This window comes from Salibaculum griseiflavum (assembly GCF_003129565.1).
GTDB lineage: Bacteria > Pseudomonadota > Alphaproteobacteria > Rhodobacterales > Rhodobacteraceae > Salibaculum > Salibaculum griseiflavum.
The window spans coordinates 135,456-148,781 of sequence record NZ_QETF01000002.1 but is presented as its reverse complement, the minus strand read 5'-3'; the positions used below and the strand labels follow the sequence as shown (position 1 = coordinate 148,781).

Genomic DNA, 13,326 nt, shown 5'->3' with positions numbered 1-13,326 from the left:
CCGACGCCGATGAAAGCCAAAGTCACCGTCATGCTGAAACAGGGCGTTCTGGACCCCCAGGGCGAGGCCGTGCGCCACGCGCTCGGTGCGCTGGGCTTCGACGGGGTCGAGGGCGTGCGCCAGGGCAAGGTGATCGAGCTGGACCTGGCTGATGGCACCAGCGAGGCCACCGTCACCGAGATGTGCGAGAAGCTGCTGGCGAACACGGTCATCGAAAGCTACCGGATCGAGATCGACTGATGCGCGCGGCGGTTCTGCGCGAGATTCGCCAGCCGCTGAGCCTTGAGGAATGGCCCGACCCGGATTGCCCCACGGACGGGGTGGTCTGCCGGGTACTGGCCTCCGGCATCTGCCGCAGCGACTGGCATGCCTGGGAGGGCGGCGATCCGGTGCCGATGCCCCATATCCCCGGTCATGAATATTGCGGCGAGTCGTGGCCGTGGGGCGCGACGTCACGCGCTGGGCCGTGGGCGACAGGGTGATCGCGCCCTTCATCCTGGCTTGCGGGGCCTGCCCCGATTGCGCGGCGGGCAACCAGACGATCTGTGCCGGGCAGGTGGTGCCGGGGTTCACCTGTGCGGGGTCCTTCGCCGAATTCATCGCCGTCCCTCATGCCGACCACAACCTGACCGCGCTGCCCGAGGGGCTGGACCCGGCCCTGGCCGCGGCGCTGGGCTGTCGCGTCACCACCGCCTGGCATGCGCTGACGGGGCGCGCGGCCCTGCGGCCCGGCGAATGGCTGGTGATCTACGGGGGCGGCGGCATCGGCATGTCCGCCCTTCTTCTGGCCAAGGGGCTGGGCGCCAAGATCGTCGTGGTCGATGTCGTTCCGGAGAAACTGGCGGAAGCCGCCCGGCTGGGCGCGGATGTGACCCTCAATGCCCGAGAGGCGGACCCGGCAGCGGCCGTGCGCGCGGCCACGCAAGGCGGCGCGGACGTGGCTGTCGAGGCGCTGGGGCATCCCGAAACAACCGCCAACGCCCTGAAATCCCTGCGCAAGCTTGGGCGCATGGTGCAGGTCGGTATGCCGGCCGGGGCCCACCTGACCATGCCGATCCCGATGGATGCGGTCTATTCGGGGCAACTGGCGCTGTTCGGGACACGGGGCATGCCGGCATGGCGCTATCCTTCGCTTCTGCAATTCATCGAGGGTGCGGGGCTGGACCTGTCGCCGCTTGTCACCTGCCGGGTGGCACTGTCCCAGGCCAGCGCCGAGCTCGCGGCCTTCGACGGGCCGACTCCGCCCGGAATCGCCGTTATCACGGAGTTCGGGGCATGATCCGCTGGCTGTTGACCATGTCCTGGGCCATGCGGGTGCGGATCATCCTGTTCGCCTTTCCGGTTCTGATGCTGCTGGCCGCCGGGCTATTCGCCGCCGAGGCCGGGGTCTACGTTCTGCGCTCCGAGCGCGTGCCGGGCACGGTGGTGCAGCGCTACGACTGGCCCGGTGAAACGATTTTCGACCGGGGAACAATGAATTACGAGCCGATTTTCACTTACGATGATGGCGGCGAGACGCGCCGGGCCAGTGTCGGCAGCGGCCACGCGTCCTTTGATCTGGAGGTCGGCGAGACCGCCGCCATACGGATCATCCCGGGCAGCCGGGGCAATGTGCGCATGGACACATGGCAAGGCTTGTGGTTTGTGCCCGCCATGCTGGGGATGATCGGGGCCGGATCGCTGGTGCTGGCGAGCCTGCTCTGGTTGCTGATGAAACCGTTCTTTCGCGAGAGGGAAAAGACATGAAAGCCGCCGTTCTGCAATTTCCGGGGTCCAACTGCGACCGTGACATGGCCGTGGCCCTGCGCCAGGCGGGTGCGGATGTCACCGTGGTTTGGCACAAGGACAATGGTTTGCCCGACGGCGTTGACCTTGTCGCAGTGCCCGGTGGGTTCTCCTTCGGGGATTACCTCCGCTGCGGCGCCATCGCCGCCAATTCGCCGATCTGCAAGGCGCTGGTCGCTCATGCAGAGCGCGGCGGCTACGTTCTGGGCGTGTGCAACGGGTTCCAGGTTCTGACCGAAACCGGGCTGCTGCCGGGCGCCCTGATGCGCAACATGAACCTCAAGTACATCTGCAAATCCGTTGAACTGAAAGTGGAAACCGCTGAAAGCGCCTTCACCGAAGGCTATGGGGCCGGGGATGTGATCACCGTGCCGATCGCCCATCACGACGGCAACTACTTTGCCGACGAGGCGACCCTTGCCAGTCTGCGCGACGCGGACGGGATCGCCTTTACCTATCTCGACAATCCGAACGGATCGGTCGCCGATATCGCCGGGATCCTGTCGGAAAACCGCAGGGTTCTGGGGATGATGCCGCATCCCGAACGCGCCGCCGATCCGGCGCAGGGCGGCACGGACGGGGCGGCGCTGTTCCGCACATTGGTCGGCCAGTTGGCCAACGCCTGATGGACGCGGCCGCGGGGCCGGGATAGATTCGCGGCATGAGCGGGGATGACAAAAGCCGCCGCACCAGCGGCGCATGGACCTTGCGGCTGACGGTAGTCGGCCTGTTGATCGTGGCCGCGATCGTGGTCTTCTGGTCCAACCGCCTGCTGACCGAGCGGTTCACCGAACGCACGCGCAGCAGCGCGGAAGTCCGTATGGCTCTTTATTCGGCCAGCCTGCTGAGCGAGTTGCAGCGCAATTCCATCGTTCCGCAGCTTCTGGCGCGCGACCCGGCCCTGATCGGGGCGCTCAATTCCGGGGATTATTCACAATCGACAGCGCGGCTTCTGGGATTTGTCGATGAGATCGGTGCGGCATCGTTGTTGCTTCTGGACCGTGACGGGCGCATCGTCGCCGCGACCGAGCGGGAGCGGCTGGGCGAGAACCAGCGTGCGACACCGCATTTCGTCAACGCGCTGCGGTCCAACGAAACGGTCTTTACCGTCGAGGAACGCGCGGAAGGTGGGTTTGCCTTCACCTATGCGCGCCGGATCGAGGCCAACCAGCGGACGCTTGGCGTCGTCGCCGTCGAGGTCGACCTGGCCAAGTTGGAACGCGGCTGGGCGGGCATATCCGATGCGGTGATGGTCACCGACAGCGAGGGGCGGGTGATCCTGGCGACCGAGCCGCGCTGGCGGGGCCGGATTGTGGACGAGGCGCTGGCGCTGGTTGCGCCGCAAACCGCGATCGAGCGCGGTCTGCGCAGTGCCCCGGTCTGGTCGGCGCTGCCCATCGACGCCTATCTGCGCGGCGACGGCGTGATGCGCCAGGAGGTGCGGGTGCCGTTCCAGGGATGGCGGCTCGTCAGTTTCACGACCTATACCTCGGTGCGCGAGCGGGTGAACTCGATCCTGGCGCTCGAAATCATGGGGTTCGCGATTCTGCTGTCGCTGGTCTTCTGGGCGTTCAGCCGGAAATCGGCCCTGCGGATGCGCGTCTTCCAACGGGAATCGGCGGAGCTTCGCCAGTTGAACATCCGCCTGCAGCGGGAAATCGCCGAGCGCGAGAAGGTCGAAAAGGACCTGCAGGTGGCCGAACAGACCGTCGCGCAGACCTCGAAACTGGCGGCCCTGGGCGAGATGTCTGCGGCGGTCAGCCACGAGTTGAACCAGCCGCTCGCGGCGATGAAAACCTACCTTGCAGGCGCCCGGCTTCTGCTGTCGCGCCACCGCCCCGAAGAGGCGCTGGCCAGCTTCCAGCGCATCGACGGTCTGATCGAACGGATGGGCCAGATCACCAAGCAATTGAAGTCCTATGCGCGCAAGGGCAGCGATGCGCTGGAGCCCGTGGACGTCAAGGATGCAGTGCTTTCGGCGCTGTCCATGATGGAGCCGCAACTGCGCCAGCGCCATGTCGCGATCACCCAGACCCTGCCGGATGGGCCGGTCCGGGTTCTGGCCGACCGGCTGCGGCTGGAACAGGTCATCATCAACCTGCTGCGCAATGCGCTGGACGCCACCAAGCTGGTCGAGGACCCGGCGGTGGATATCCTGCTGGCCCAGGGCGAGACCGTGCGGCTCAGCCTGCGCGACAACGGCCCCGGCATCGAGGATCTGGATAGCCTGTTCGAGCCCTTCTACACCACCAAGCAGCCCGGAGACGGGGTCGGACTGGGCCTTGCCATTTCCTCGGGCATCGTGAACGACTTTGGTGGCCGGCTGACCGCGCGCAATGCGGTGGACGGGGGCGCCGTGTTCGAAGTGCAATTGCCCGTCTGGACGGCCGAAATGGAAGCAGCGGAGTGAGGTGAGCTATGGCGCAGGCCATGAAGATCGCCATCGTGGATGACGAGCAGGACATGCGGCAGTCGATTTCGCAATGGCTGGCGCTGTCGGGGTATGACACCGAGGCCTTTGCCAGCGCCGAAGAGGCGCTCAAGGGCATCGGCAGCGACTACCCGGGCATCGTGGTGACGGATATCCGCATGCCGGGCATGGACGGGATGCAGTTCCTCAAGAAACTCAAGAGCCAGGACAGCGCCCTGCCGGTCATCATGATCACCGGCCATGGCGACGTGCCCATGGCGGTCGAGGCGATGCGGGTGGGGGCCTATGATTTCCTCGAAAAGCCCTTCAATCCGGACCGCATGACCGAGCTGGCCAAGAAGGCCACGACCCTGCGCCGGCTGGCGCTGGACAACCGCGCCCTGCGGCGCGAGCTCTCCGATGGCGGCGCGCTGATGAAAAAGCTGATCGGCGCCAGCCCCGTCATGGAGCGCCTGAAAGAGGATATCCTCGATCTGGGGCAGGCGGACGGCCATGTGCTGATCGAGGGCGAGACCGGCACCGGCAAGACGCTTGTGGCCCATGCGCTGCATGCGGTGGGGGCGCGGGCCAACAAGAAATTCGTGCTGATCTCCTGTCAGGCCTATGACGAGGACGCGCTGGCGCGGCGGCTGTTTGGGCCGGTGGAACAGGACGATCCGATCCCGGCCATGGAAGAGGCCCGCGGTGGCACGCTTGTGCTGGAGGATATCGAGGCCCTGAGCAAGGAAACCCAGGCCCGCCTTTTGACCGCCATAAACGAGCAGGGCACGCCGGGTGAAACCCGGATCGTAGCCATCTGCAACCTTCAGGACGAGGGCAAGACCTGCGAAAGCGAGCTGCGCTCGGACCTGTTCTATCGCCTCGCCGCCCTGCGCATCACCGTGCCCCCGCTGCGCCAGCGCGGAGAGGATATCCTGACGTTGTTCACCCGGCTGAGCGAGCAATTCGCCGATGAATACGGCTGTGACGCCCCGCAGGTCAGCGCCCAGGAGGCGGCGCAATTGCTGCAGGCCCCCTGGCCGGGCAATGTGCGCCAGCTGATCAACGTGGCCGAACGCGCGGTCCTGCAGAACCGGCGGGGGTCCGGGTCGATCGCGTCGCTACTGATGGCCGACGAAGAGGTGCCCGAACAGGCGATGACGACCGAGGGCAAGCCGCTCAAGGAATATGTCGAGGCGTTCGAGCGGATGCTGATCGACAACACCATGCGCCGCCACAAGGGGTCGATTGTCAGCGTCATGGAAGAGTTGTCCCTGCCGCGCCGGACCCTGAACGAGAAAATGGCCAAGTATGGCCTGCAACGCTCGGATTACCTGGATTGAACACGGCCCCCCGCGCCCTTTTGTTCGACATGGACGGGTTGCTGCTGGACACCGAAAGGGTGGTGCAGGCGGCCTTTGTCGAGGAATGCGAACGGCTGGGGCGGACGGCGGATGCCGCGCGCGAATTCTTCCTGACGCTGGTGGGCACATCCGGCGCCGAGTCCACGGCGCGGACGGGCGCGTTCCTCGGGTCCGGGGTGGACATGGCCGGTTTCGTCGCCGCGATGGAGGCCAATTTCGACCGCCGCCTGGCGGGTGGTGTGGCGCTGCGCCCCGGCGTGGCCGAGGTCATCCCGGCGCTTGCGGCGGCCGGGCATGACATGGCCGTTGTCACCTCGACCGGCGGCAGCCGGGCCCGCGATCACCTCGACCGGGCAGGTCTGCTGGGGCATTTCAGGTTCGTGCTGGGCGGGGACGAGGTTCCGGCGACCAAACCCGACCCGGCACCCTACCTGATGGCCGCAGAACGGTTGGGGCACGCTCCGGCACGGGCGCTGGCCTTCGAGGACAGTGACAGCGGCACCACCGCCGCGGTCCGCGCCGGCTGCACCACGGTGCAGATTCCCGACCTGCGCCCCGCGGGCTTGCCCCTTCCGGAACTGGGCCAGCATGTCTGCGACAGCCTCGCCGAGGGTCTGGCGCTGTTCGATCTGCCGGGCTGATTTCGTCGGATCGGCAGTTTCAGATTGTAATTTGCCCCGCGCCTCCCTTATGTAAGGAGAACGGATCGCTGGCACGACGGTGTGCCCTGGGGTCCGGTAGGATTTTCCGTCAAGGACCCGCGGAGAGAGACCCGACCTTCACGGACAGCGAATATGGCTCAGCGTTGTGGGGCCATTTGAACAGCCCTCGGGCGCGACGATTCGAAACTCATCGTGCCGGGCCATTGAATTGGCGGCTTATTTCGGCCGTCGGAGAAGAAACGCGATGCGTGGCGCGAGCATGACAGACAGGACAGGGGCGGCCCAAGGGCCTGCATCCGCCGTCGCCGCGCGCATCATCGCCACTACTGGACAAGACGTTTCCGCGCTCGCGCCCCCCGGGGCGGGGCCGGTTGCGTCTTGCGAACGGAAAACATGGCTAAGAAAATGCTTATCGACGCCACCCACGCGGAAGAAACCCGCGTCGTGGTGGTTGACGGAAACAAGGTCGAGGAATTCGACTTCGAAACCCAGTCCCGCCGTCAACTAGCGGGCAACATCTATCTGGCAAAGGTCACGCGCGTCGAACCGTCGCTGCAGGCGGCCTTTGTGGATTACGGCGGCAATCGCCACGGCTTCCTGGCGTTCTCGGAAATTCACCCCGACTACTACCAGATCCCGACCGCGGATCGTGAGGCGCTGCTGGCCGAGGAAAAGGCCTATGCCGAGGCCATGAAGGCCGAAGCCGAAGCCGAGGCCGAGGAAAAGCCCAAGCCCAAGCGCCGCCGGTCCCGCGCCAAGCCGAAGCCCGCCGCGACCGAGGGTGCCGATGCTGTGATCAGCGCCGAGCCCGATAGCAACCCCGTCGAAACCCCCGAGGAGGAGACTTCGGGCGACATCGAAGGCATGCAGGTGCTGGACGGCGTGCTGCCGGGTGCCGAGGAAGGCAGCTCGCCCATGGAAACCGTGGCCGAGACCCCGGTGGAGACCCCCGCAACCGATGAAGAGGGCGAGGATGCCGCCGCCGAGGACGACGACGGCCCCGACGCCAGCGATGCCACCGCCAAGGATGACAGCATCGAAAGCGTCGCCGTCGAAGATGACAGCGAAGAAGTGCGCCCGGTGCGCAAGCCGCGCCCGCGCCGCTACAAGATCCAGGAAGTCATCAAGGTCCGCCAGATCCTGCTGGTGCAGGTGGTGAAAGAGGAGCGCGGCAACAAGGGCGCCGCCCTGACGACCTATCTGTCGCTGGCGGGCCGCTACTGCGTCCTGATGCCGAATACGGCCCGTGGCGGCGGCATTTCGCGCAAGATCACCAATGCCGCCGACCGCAAGAAGCTCAAGGCGATCGCGGGCGAGTTGGACGTGCCCGAAGGCGCGGGCCTGATCATTCGCACCGCCGGGTCGCAGCGCACCAAGACCGAGATCAAGCGCGACTACGAATACCTTCAGCGCCTGTGGGAACAGATCCGCGAGCTGACGCTGAAATCCATCGCCCCCGCGCCGATCTACGAAGAAGGCAATCTCATCAAGCGCTCGATCCGCGATCTCTACAACAAGGAGATCGACGAGGTGCTGGTCGAGGGCGACGTGGGCTATCGCACGGCCAAGGACTTCATGAAGATGATCATGCCGTCCCATGCCCGCAACGTGAAGCACTACACCGACGGCCTGCCGCTGTTCGCGCGCTACCAGGTCGATGGCTATCTCGGTAACATGTTCAACCCGACAGTGCAGCTGCCCTCGGGCGGTTACATCGTCATCGGCGTGACCGAAGCGCTGGTTGCCATCGACGTGAACTCCGGCCGGGCCACCAAGGAAGGCTCGATCGAGCAGACCGCGACCAAGACCAACCTGGAAGCCGCCGACGAGGTTGCACGCCAATTGCGCCTGCGGGACCTGGCCGGTCTGATCGTGATCGACTTCATCGACATGGACGAGCGCAAGAACAACGCCGCCGTCGAGAAGCGCATGAAGGAACGGCTCAAGACCGACCGGGCGCGGATCCAGGTCGGCCGCATCTCGGGTTTCGGCCTGATGGAAATGTCGCGCCAGCGTCTGCGCCCCGGCATGCTGGAGGCCACGACGCAGCCTTGCCCGCATTGCCACGGCACCGGCTTGCTGCGCTCCGATGACAACGTGGCGCTTGCGATCCTGCGCCAGGTCGAGGAAGAGGGCGTGCGGGGCCGCACCCGCGAGGTGCTGATCAAGGCACCGGTCAATATCGTCAACTACTTGATGAACCAGAAGCGCGAGCATATCGCCCAGATCGAGGCGCGATACGGCCTGTCCGTGCGCCTCGAGGCCGATGTGACGCTGGTTTCGCCCGATTACCAGATTGAGAAGTTCAAGCAGGCCACCCGCAACGTGGCCGAGGTGGAACAACCGGTGATTTCCTCGGATACGGCCGTCATGGCCGAGGTTGAGGACGAGGTCGAGCCGGCCCCGCAGCCCGAGGCTTCGGTCGAGGGCGAGGAGCAACCCAAGAAGAAGCGCCGTCGCCGGCGTCGTCGCCGCAAGGGCAATGGAGGCGGTGAAGGCCAGAACGGCGATCAGCCGCAGGCCGAGGGCGCATCCGAGGATAGCAAGACCGCGGACGCGGCGCCGCAAGAGGCCGCGACGCCTGATGCGCCGGAGGGCGAGGAAAGCCCCAAGCCGAAGCGGACGCGCAGCCGCCGCAAGAAGACCGAGGAGACCCCCGAGGCCCAGCCCGAGGAGGCCGCCCCGATGGAGCAGGCAGCCTCCGAGGCGCCGGAGACCGAAGAGAAACCCAAGCCCAAGCGGACGCGCAGCCGCAAGAAGAAGGTGGAAGAGGCCCCCGAGGCGCAACCCGCCGCCGAGGACGCGGCCGCGTCGTCCGAGGCCCCCGAAGCCGAGGACAAACCGAAGCCCAAGCGGACACGGACGCGCAAGAAGAAGACCGAGGAGGCCCCCGCAGAGGCCGCTCAGGCCGCTGAACAGCCGGCACCGGCCGAGCCGCCGGCAGCCGAGGAGAAGCCCGCCGAGCCTGTGGCAGCCGAGGCCAAGGCAGAGGACAAGCCCGAGGAACCGGCCAAGCCCAAGCGGCGCGGCTGGTGGGCGCTGGGGCGCTGAAGCGCATCCAAGGGAAAAGCTAGCCGCCGCGCTTCACCGCGCGGCGGTTTTCTTTTGGAAACGGTGCTGGTCAGCGATCGGGGCCGCGCGCGATCAGGTAAAGCTGATGGTCGGATGCCTCGGACTGCTCCAGCAGGTCATGCCCGGCCTCGTGGCAGAAATGCGGGATGTCGATCACCGCGACCGGATCATCGGCCAGAACCCGCAACCGGTCGCCCGGCGCCATCTCGCGCAGAAACTTGCCGGCCCGCAGAACGGGCAGGGGGCATTTCAGCCCGCGGGCATCGAGGGTCGCATCGGCGCTCATGCCCGTCCAATGGGGCAAAACAGCTCCCCTTGTCCAGCTACAACGGTCTGACGCCCCTGTGACAAAGAGTGGCGTGACCTTGGGCGCGACAATCGCTATCTGGGGAGAAACGGACCAGAGGACACCATGTTCGCCGCTGAAACCTTTCTCGATGCCACGCTGCTGCCCGCGCTTCTGATCGCGATCTCGGCCGGGGTGCTGTCGTTCCTCAGCCCCTGCGTGCTGCCGATCGTGCCGCCCTACCTGGCCTATATGGGCGGGGTCAGCGTGGCCGATATGGGCGAGGGCGACCGGGCCTCGCGGCGCAAGGCGGTCGGTGCGGCGCTGTTCTTCGTGTTGGGCCTGTCCACGATCTTCCTGCTGCTCGGGGCTGCTGCCTCGGGGCTGGGGCGCATGTTGCTGGCCTACCAGGACTGGATGCTGATCGGGGCGGGCGTGGTCATCATCGGTTTCGGGCTGCATTTCATCGGGCTCTACCGCATCGGCTTCATGGACCGCGAATTGCGCGTCGATGCGGGCGACCGGGGCGGTTCGGCGCTGGGAGCCTATGTGCTGGGCCTGGCCTTCGCTTTTGGCTGGACGCCCTGCCTGGGGCCGATCCTGGGCGCGATCCTCGGGCTGGCGGCGACCGAGGCGGATATCGGCCGGGGCGTCACCATGCTGGCGGCCTACGCGGTGGGGCTGGGCATTCCCTTCCTGCTGGTCGCGGCCTTCTTTCCCAGCCTCACCGGCGTGATGGCCTGGATGAAGCGCCATATGGGCGCCATCGAGAAGACCTCGGGGGTGCTGCTGGTGCTGGTCGGTCTCATGATGATCACCGGCCAGTTCACCGCCTTCAGCTACTGGCTGCTCGAAGCCTTTCCGGCGCTGGCCACGCTGGGCTGACAAGGCCGGCACGGCGGGCCCTTATTTTTGCCAGAAATCGCGGCTAGACTTCGGGGCAGGCAGTTTCGGGCGTGATCCATGACCAGTGAAACCCATCGTGAAGTCGCGCGGCGCCGGGTGTTCTACATCCCCGGCTACGACCCGATTCACCCGCGCCGCTACCGAGAGCTTTACCGCACCGAATCCGCGGCCCAGGCCGAGATTTCCGATTACGAGATCTCTATTGCACCGAAATCGGCGGGCAAGGACTTCGGCTGGACCACCAACGCCCGGATCGACGATAAGGAAACCCGCGCCGAGATCGACGTTCTGGTCTGGTCCGATATCGTGCGTCGGTCCATGGGCAAGTCCATTCCGGCCACCTATTGGCAATTGCTGCGCACCTCGTGGACCTATATCCGCACCGGTGCGCTGCGGCGCCTGATGTGGCTGCGCAAGGGGCCGGTCATCGCCGCGCTCTATCCGGTGGGAATGCTGATCCTGCAGGCCGTGCTGGCAATATTTGCGGGGCTTCTGGCGGCCCGGCTGCTGGGGTGGGGGCTGGCTGCGGGGTTCGAGGCCGTTGCAGGCCCGATCGGGCGCTGGGTGCCGACACCGCCCGATGCCCCGCCGCTGGATCTCTCGGTCCTCGTCTTCGCGCGTATCGTGCTGATGTGGGCGCTCGGGGGCTTCGTTTTCTGGCGCGTCCTGCAATGGTTCAAGCGCCGGGATGGCCGGTTCTTCGCCTATTACCTGATGCATGACTACGCGTTTTCAGCCCGCTGGCTGGGCGCCAACCCGCCCGAGCTGGAAGTCCGTATGGCCGAGTTTCGCGCGACGATCGCGCGTGCCCTGCAAGACCCTGTGGACGAGGTGCTGGTCGTCGGCCATTCCTCGGGCGCGCATCTGGCGGTGTCGATCCTCGCCGACATGATCCGCGCGGGCGAGGTGCCCAAGGACGGCCCGGCGCTGGCCTTCCTCAGCCTGGGCCAGGTGGTGCCGATGGTCTCGTTCCTGCCCGATGCCGAGCGGTTGCGCGCCGACCTGCATTACCTGTCTCAGCGCGAGGAGCTGACCTGGGTGGACGTGACCGCGCCCGGTGATGGCTGCGCCTTTGCACTGTGTGACCCGGTGGCGGTGTCGGGTGTCGCCCCCGAGACCGGCAAGCGCTGGCCGCTGGTGCTTTCGGCCGCCTTCACGCAGACCCTGTCACCCGAGCGTTGGAAGGCATTGCGCTGGCGGTTCTTCCGGCTGCATTTCCAGTATCTCTGCGCCTTCGACCGGCCCGGCGACTACGATTATTTCCGCATCACCGCCGGCCCCCGCACCCTGGCCCGCCGCTTTGAGGGGCGCGCGCCGTCGAAAAGCCGTATTGACGTTCCGGCCTCGAAATACACAAGCATGGGCCATGACGCCGATCCCGCCGAAACCGCCCTCACGGCCTGACAAGGTCTCGCTCTGGCGCTACATGCGGCTGTTTCGGCAGGACATCCTGTCGGCACAGCCGGCCAAGCTCTATCGCGCGTGGATGGCAGAATTCCGGACGCCGTTCTTCCGATCCTACCTGGCCAATGACCCGGACCTGGTGAAACGGGTGCTCAAGGACCGGCCCGAGGATTTCCCGAAATCCGACCGCGTCGGCGCCGGGCTGCGGCCGCTTCTGGGCGACAGCGTCTTCCTGACCAATGGCGAGACATGGAAGCGTCAGCGCCGCATCATCGACCCGGCCTTCGAAGGCGGGCGGCTGCGTGACACCTTTCCGGCGATGTGGGCGGCGGGCGAGGCGGCGGTGGACCGGTTCGGTCGGGCCGGGCAGGGCGGTCCCTTCGATGTGGAGCCGGAGACCAGCCATGCGGCCGCCGACGTGATCTTTCGCACCCTGTTCTCCATCCCGATCGAGCATGAGATCGCGCGCGAGGTCTTCGACCAGTTCAAGGCGCATCAGCGCACCCAGCCGATCCTGAACCTCGCCGCGTTCCTGCGCGGGCCGCGCTGGATGCCGCGCTTCTTCAAGGCCGAAACCAAGCGCACCGCGCGCGAGATCCGTGCGCTGATCACGCGGCTTACCCGTGACCGCATGGCCGAGATCGCGGCGGGCACGGCACCGGACGACCTGGCCACCAAGATCATGACCACCGCCGATCCGCTGACCGGCGAACGGTTCGACACCGCCGAAATGGTCGACCAAGTTGCGATCTTCTTTCTGGCGGGCCACGAGACAAGCGCCAGCGCCCTGGCCTGGACGCTCTACCTCATGGCGATGTACCCGGATTGGCAGGACAAGGTGGCCGAAGAAGCCCGCGCGTTGGAGGGTGGCTGCGATTTCAAGGTCATGTCAGAGCTGAAACTCAGCCGCGACGTGTTCCGCGAGGCGCTGCGCCTCTACCCGCCGGTGCCGATGATGGTGCGCGAGACGGCCTGCCCGGAGAAGATGCGCGGGCGCGCGGCGCCCGTGGGCAGCCAGGTGGTGCTGTCGCCCTGGCACCTGCATCGCCATACGCGGCTTTGGGACAACCCCGACGGGTTCGATCCGGCGCGTTGGGCGACGGAAAACGGCAAGACCTGCCAGCGCGATGCCTATATCCCGTTTTCGTCGGGGCCGCGCGTTTGCACCGGCGCGGGCTTCGCCATGGTCGAGGGGCCGCTTTTGTTGTCGATGTTGCTGCGCCGTTATCGCCTGCGCGCCGTCGAGGGGCGGGTGCCGGTGCCCGTCGCGCATCTGACCGTGCGGTCGCGCGAGGGGATCTGGCTGCAACTGGAGCCGCGCTCGCCCTGAGTCGTTCAGGCGCGGGAAACATGCCTCCGCTTTGCGGGACATTGTGGCTGCAACTGCAACGATCCGGCGGCGCGTCCGTTGACTTGCAGGGCAGCACTCGTGCCGCC

The 13,326-nt window shown here is 66.4% G+C and carries 12 protein-coding genes and 1 pseudogene; 12 read left to right on the top strand and 1 reads right to left on the bottom strand.

The window, feature by feature from the left end:
- The first annotated feature begins 9 nt into the window (after positions 1–9).
- The 9 genes and pseudogenes from purS (at position 10) to DFK10_RS02570 (ending at position 9,272) form a co-directional block, all read left to right on the top strand.
- Positions 10–240, top strand: a complete 231-nt coding sequence (purS, locus tag DFK10_RS02605) for a phosphoribosylformylglycinamidine synthase subunit PurS (RefSeq protein WP_109386282.1) — start codon at positions 10–12, stop codon at positions 238–240.
- Positions 240–559 (top strand): annotated as a pseudogene (locus DFK10_RS16720) (alcohol dehydrogenase catalytic domain-containing protein); the annotation flags it as partial. The gene purS and the pseudogene DFK10_RS16720, both read left to right, overlap by 1 nt.
- Complete coding sequence (locus DFK10_RS02600; protein WP_408005562.1) at positions 557–1,279, top strand: zinc-binding dehydrogenase; 723 nt, start codon at positions 557–559, stop codon at positions 1,277–1,279. The pseudogene DFK10_RS16720 and the gene DFK10_RS02600, both read left to right, overlap by 3 nt.
- Positions 1,276–1,746 carry a hypothetical protein gene (locus DFK10_RS02595; protein WP_109386280.1) on the top strand — a complete coding sequence of 157 codons (471 nt, stop codon included), beginning with the start codon at positions 1,276–1,278 and terminating at the stop codon, positions 1,744–1,746. Before DFK10_RS02600 ends, DFK10_RS02595 begins: the two co-directional genes overlap by 4 nt.
- Positions 1,743–2,411: a phosphoribosylformylglycinamidine synthase subunit PurQ gene (purQ, locus tag DFK10_RS02590; RefSeq protein WP_109386278.1), complete on the top strand. Its 669-nt coding sequence runs from the start codon at positions 1,743–1,745 to the stop codon at positions 2,409–2,411. The genes DFK10_RS02595 and purQ overlap by 4 nt, the downstream gene beginning before the upstream one ends.
- 35 nt (positions 2,412–2,446) lie before the next feature.
- Entirely contained in the window at positions 2,447–4,195 is a 1,749-nt protein-coding gene (locus tag DFK10_RS02585; protein WP_109386276.1) for a sensor histidine kinase, read from the top strand.
- 8 nt (positions 4,196–4,203) lie between these two features.
- The gene (locus tag DFK10_RS02580; RefSeq protein WP_109386274.1) at positions 4,204–5,538 is read left to right on the top strand and encodes a sigma-54-dependent transcriptional regulator; all 1,335 of its coding nucleotides are present in this window, start codon (positions 4,204–4,206) and stop codon (positions 5,536–5,538) included.
- A complete protein-coding gene (locus DFK10_RS02575) occupies positions 5,535–6,200 on the top strand; it encodes an HAD family hydrolase (RefSeq protein ID WP_109386272.1) in 666 nt (221 codons plus the stop codon). The genes DFK10_RS02580 and DFK10_RS02575 overlap by 4 nt, the downstream gene beginning before the upstream one ends.
- Before the next feature lie 414 nt (positions 6,201–6,614).
- Complete coding sequence (locus DFK10_RS02570) at positions 6,615–9,272, top strand: Rne/Rng family ribonuclease (protein WP_109386270.1); 2,658 nt, start codon at positions 6,615–6,617, stop codon at positions 9,270–9,272.
- A gap of 70 nt (positions 9,273–9,342) precedes the next feature.
- Here DFK10_RS02570 and DFK10_RS02565 read toward each other — a convergent pair whose 3' ends face one another.
- Positions 9,343–9,579, bottom strand: coding sequence for a sulfurtransferase TusA family protein (locus tag DFK10_RS02565; protein WP_109386268.1), 237 nt, complete (start codon positions 9,577–9,579; stop codon positions 9,343–9,345).
- Positions 9,580–9,705: 126 nt separating this feature from the next.
- Between DFK10_RS02565 and DFK10_RS02560 the strand changes: the two genes are divergently transcribed.
- From DFK10_RS02560 to DFK10_RS02550, 3 genes are all read left to right on the top strand, one after another.
- Positions 9,706–10,464, top strand: coding sequence for a cytochrome c biogenesis CcdA family protein (locus tag DFK10_RS02560; RefSeq protein WP_109386266.1), 759 nt, complete (start codon positions 9,706–9,708; stop codon positions 10,462–10,464).
- A 78-nt stretch (positions 10,465–10,542) separates the two neighbouring features.
- Positions 10,543–11,889: an alpha/beta hydrolase family protein gene (locus DFK10_RS02555; protein WP_109386264.1), complete on the top strand. Its 1,347-nt coding sequence runs from the start codon at positions 10,543–10,545 to the stop codon at positions 11,887–11,889.
- Positions 11,852–13,219 carry a cytochrome P450 gene (locus tag DFK10_RS02550; RefSeq protein WP_109386262.1) on the top strand — a complete coding sequence of 456 codons (1,368 nt, stop codon included), beginning with the start codon at positions 11,852–11,854 and terminating at the stop codon, positions 13,217–13,219. The genes DFK10_RS02555 and DFK10_RS02550 overlap by 38 nt, the downstream gene beginning before the upstream one ends.
- The last annotated feature ends 107 nt before the right edge of the window (positions 13,220–13,326 follow it).

Excerpts from the sequence above, each read along its gene's own strand:
- purS (WP_109386282.1), top strand. The coding sequence starts at position 10 with ATGAAAGCCAAAGTCACCGTCATGCTGAAACAGGGCGTTCTGGACCCC.
- DFK10_RS02595 (WP_109386280.1), top strand. The coding sequence starts at position 1,276 with ATGATCCGCTGGCTGTTGACCATGTCCTGGGCCATGCGGGTGCGGATC.
- purQ (WP_109386278.1), top strand. The coding sequence starts at position 1,743 with ATGAAAGCCGCCGTTCTGCAATTTCCGGGGTCCAACTGCGACCGTGAC.
- DFK10_RS02585 (WP_109386276.1), top strand. The coding sequence starts at position 2,447 with ATGAGCGGGGATGACAAAAGCCGCCGCACCAGCGGCGCATGGACCTTG.
- DFK10_RS02580 (WP_109386274.1), top strand. The coding sequence starts at position 4,204 with ATGGCGCAGGCCATGAAGATCGCCATCGTGGATGACGAGCAGGACATG.
- DFK10_RS02570 (WP_109386270.1), top strand. The coding sequence starts at position 6,615 with ATGGCTAAGAAAATGCTTATCGACGCCACCCACGCGGAAGAAACCCGC.
- DFK10_RS02565 (WP_109386268.1), bottom strand. The coding sequence starts at position 9,579 with ATGAGCGCCGATGCGACCCTCGATGCCCGCGGGCTGAAATGCCCCCTG.
- DFK10_RS02560 (WP_109386266.1), top strand. The coding sequence starts at position 9,706 with ATGTTCGCCGCTGAAACCTTTCTCGATGCCACGCTGCTGCCCGCGCTT.
- DFK10_RS02555 (WP_109386264.1), top strand. The coding sequence starts at position 10,543 with ATGACCAGTGAAACCCATCGTGAAGTCGCGCGGCGCCGGGTGTTCTAC.
- DFK10_RS02550 (WP_109386262.1), top strand. The coding sequence starts at position 11,852 with ATGACGCCGATCCCGCCGAAACCGCCCTCACGGCCTGACAAGGTCTCG.